Here is a 275-nt window from a genome sequence, read left to right as displayed (position 1 = left end):
CCCTTGATTTTTTGCCTCATTCTTCCCCCAGGTTTCTGCAATGGTGGTAATTAGGTGGTGGATTCCCTCTTTATTCAAGACAAACATTTCTTTTACACCCTCGATTTTAAGTGCAAAATGTCCCGCACTCATCACCAATGGAAAAAGGGTTTTATGGGTCCCTGCCTTTACAACCAGCTCCCTCAAAAGAATTGCTTCCAATTTCTTTGTGTCCACATTGACTGTGGGAGTTAACTTTTTGCATAATAGTAAAAAGTCATGATCATTCAGTCTAC

1 protein-coding gene is annotated in these 275 nt (G+C 40.4%); it reads right to left on the bottom strand.

Going from position 1 to position 275, the window contains the following annotated elements; all coding sequences use genetic code 11:
• A partial coding sequence (locus ACS2QP_RS27645; protein WP_438883044.1) for an ABC-three component system protein occupies positions 1-270 on the bottom strand: 270 nt, incomplete at its 3' end.
• Positions 271-275: the final 5 nt, after the last annotated feature.

Origin of the sequence: Bacillus cereus group sp. Bce019 (assembly GCF_051781745.1) — a bacterium.
Lineage (GTDB): Bacteria > Bacillota > Bacilli > Bacillales > Bacillaceae_G > Bacillus_A > Bacillus_A cereus.
Note: the sequence above shows the minus strand (reverse complement) of the source record. Positions and strands in the feature narration are given on the sequence as shown.